This is a genomic window from Acidiferrobacteraceae bacterium (assembly GCA_037388825.1).
In the GTDB taxonomy this organism is placed as follows: domain Bacteria; phylum Pseudomonadota; class Gammaproteobacteria; order Acidiferrobacterales; family JAJDNE01; genus JARRJV01.
Map to the genome: position 1 here is coordinate 1 of JARRJV010000126.1, position 2584 is coordinate 2584.

Annotated in this window: 4 protein-coding genes; all 4 read left to right on the forward strand. The window is 64.5% G+C overall.

Going from position 1 to position 2584, the window contains the following annotated elements:
* Positions 1-256, forward strand: a 256-nt coding sequence (locus P8X48_13215) for a hypothetical protein (protein MEJ2108262.1), incomplete at its 5' end; no start/stop codon positions are given.
* Between the two features lie 157 nt (positions 257-413).
* Positions 414-887, forward strand: coding sequence for a type IV pilus modification protein PilV (pilV, locus tag P8X48_13220; protein ID MEJ2108263.1), 474 nt, complete (start codon positions 414-416; stop codon positions 885-887).
* 30 nt (positions 888-917) lie between these two features.
* Positions 918-2219, forward strand: coding sequence for a PilW family protein (locus P8X48_13225; protein MEJ2108264.1), 1302 nt, complete (start codon positions 918-920; stop codon positions 2217-2219).
* Positions 2220-2221: 2 nt separating this feature from the next.
* Positions 2222-2407 (forward strand): PilX N-terminal domain-containing pilus assembly protein, encoded by a 186-nt coding sequence (locus P8X48_13230; protein MEJ2108265.1) that lies wholly within the window; start codon positions 2222-2224, stop codon positions 2405-2407.
* Positions 2408-2584: the final 177 nt, after the last annotated feature.

A 2584-nucleotide genomic window follows, 5' to 3' on the forward strand; every position in this document is an offset into this window, starting at 1 on the left:
CGACCTGATCGGTAGCGCGCTCGCTGATTTCAAGGACCGCGCCAAGCTGATCGGGGAGCGTCTGGGACAGCCGCAATACCGGCTTGTCGAGATGCGGATCGATACCGAGGGGTCAAGCCCTCCGCCCGTCTTCCGTTCCGCCGCCGTCGGGCTCGCTGCGGCCGAAGCTGCGAGCCCCCCGCTGCCATCCATCGGTGCTGGGGTGCAATTGTTGCGCGTTCGAGCTTCTGCCGTTATCGAGCTGCAGGCGCAGTAGCGACCGTTCGTCGCTCGATGGGTGACGTTCATCGGCCGAGGCATGTGACCCCGCGCTGAGCTGTTTTATAGTTGTGATGCTATCCACAATCTGAGTGGGATTTCGCCGTGGGGGTGTATAGGGGCGTTTCCGGCTGCGGGCCCGCGGGGCGGCTTAGATGACCAATCAGCGGGGCTTCACCCTGACAGAGGTGCTGATCGCGGTGCTCGTGCTGGCGGTCGGGCTGCTGGGGCTGGCCGGGCTGCAGCTCGCCGGGATGAAGAGCAATCACAGTGCCTATCTGCGCTCGCAGGCGACCATCGTCGCGTACGACTTGCTGGACCGCATGCGGGCGGACCCGGCGGGTTTCACCGACCGCCAGTTCGTCATGGATACGTCCGCCGACAGTGGCAATCCCCAATTCGAAGCTTGGGAACACACGCTGCTTTCGCTTGACCTGCCGCCGCCCGCCGATGGCGGGTCCCAAGGAGCCGTGGACTGCCGCGCGGGAAATGGCTGCGGCAATGGCAACTGCGAGGTGGTGGTGCGCTGGGACGACTCGCGCGGCGAGCATGCATCGGCCGGTGGCGGGGGGCGCGACGCCGCCAATATGGCTTACCGGGTCTGCTCCCGCCTGCCCGGTCCGTCTTGACGATGCTTCAATAGCTTGGCGAACCGGCTGATGATCCGGAAGAAGCTTTGCCATCCCTACCGACGCTGCGCCGACAGCGGCTTTGCGCTGGTCGAGCTCCTGGTCGCCCTGGCAGTCGGCCTCTTCCTGACCGCCGGTATCCTCCAGGTCTTGCTGTCCAGCCAATCGTCCTTCCGGGCCGAGCAGAGCTTCTCCGAGCTTCAGGAGAACGCGCGATTCTCCGTGCAGGTCCTCGCGCGCGACATGTGCATCTCGCGCAGCCTTGGGTGCAGCAGCTTGATGTTGGACGAGGTGCGAGGGACCTTGAGCACCCAGGCGTGCATGCTCAGGACTAATCCTGCCTCCTGTTCCGGCGACTCGATTCTTCGGGGTGAGACTCCGCTCGGGTATGACGCCGATTTCAGCGGGAGCAGACCGACGCAGAGAGGCGATTGGTCGAGCTTGCCCCAGACAGTCAGAGATCGTTGGGTTCGCGGTGACGCGCTCGCGTTGTGGGGGGTATTCGGATCACCGCGCGCGGTCAGCACGGGGACTTTGTCCAGCAGCGATCGTGCGGCGGCCGTCGAGCTGGTCGACGACGACCCGGATATTCGCCGCAACGACCTGGCCCTAATTACCGATTGCGAGAGCAGCGACGTCTTCTTCGTCACCGATACCCACAGCAGTGACCGTCAGCTCGTACACGGTGTGGCCAAAGTGACAGCGCCAGATCTCGGAAGCCAGGTAAACGTGAAAGACCCGAACGACGCCACCCGGGCTCCCCTGAGTCGCGCCTACAACGCGGTGGGCAGCAGGCAGTTGCCAGGCGTCCGCAACAAGGCGATGGTGTATCCGTTCGATTACCGCGTTTACTACCTGTGCTGCACGGACGGCAACGACGGCAGCCTGGACGACAACCCGGCGCACTGCCGGACTGCCTCGCCTCGCTATCGTACGTCCTTGTGCAGGTGGAGCGCCAGCAGCGGCAAGTCTGATCAGCTCGTCAACGATATCGCCGACCTGCGCGTGACCTACAGCGGCGACGTGAATGGCGACGGGGCGCTGGACTTCGTCGACGCCGATGCGAAGACCGTTACCGACGCCAACAACTGGCCAAACGTCTATAGCGCGCAGGTCGAGATCTTGGCCGCCTCGCACGAAGACGTGAGGACGACCGCTCGGGAGGCTGCGGATCCAACCTGGCCCCCCAACGACCCCGCGAATCCTCCGGCGGCCGACGCTGTCGCGGCGGATACCTTGGGCGCTGGCATCGGCAGCGACCGTCGTCGCTTTGACCGCTTCGTTTTTACCGTCGCCCTGAGCTCCCGCACACCCTGGTACGTTCAGCGATGACAATGAGTCAGCCAACCGCAACAGGCAATCAGGAGGGGGCCGTCCTGGTCATCGGCCTCATCATCCTGGTCGTCATGACGATTCTCGGCATCACCGCCATGCAGTCGACCGTGGTGGAAGAGAAGATGGCGGGCAACTTCAAGGACAAGGATGTTGCGTTTCGCGCCGCCGAGGCGGGGCTGCAATGAGGGTTGACCTACCTGGAGCAGCAGACGGAGCCGCCCGAAGCGGATGCTTCGGGTACACACAATGTCTGGCCCGGCTGCACCGTCGGCGACGGCGACACCTGCGGCTGCATCATCGAAGACGACGATAGTTGCATCGGGCGGGGCAGCGTCAGTGTCCTGGAGACTGCGGGCGAGGCG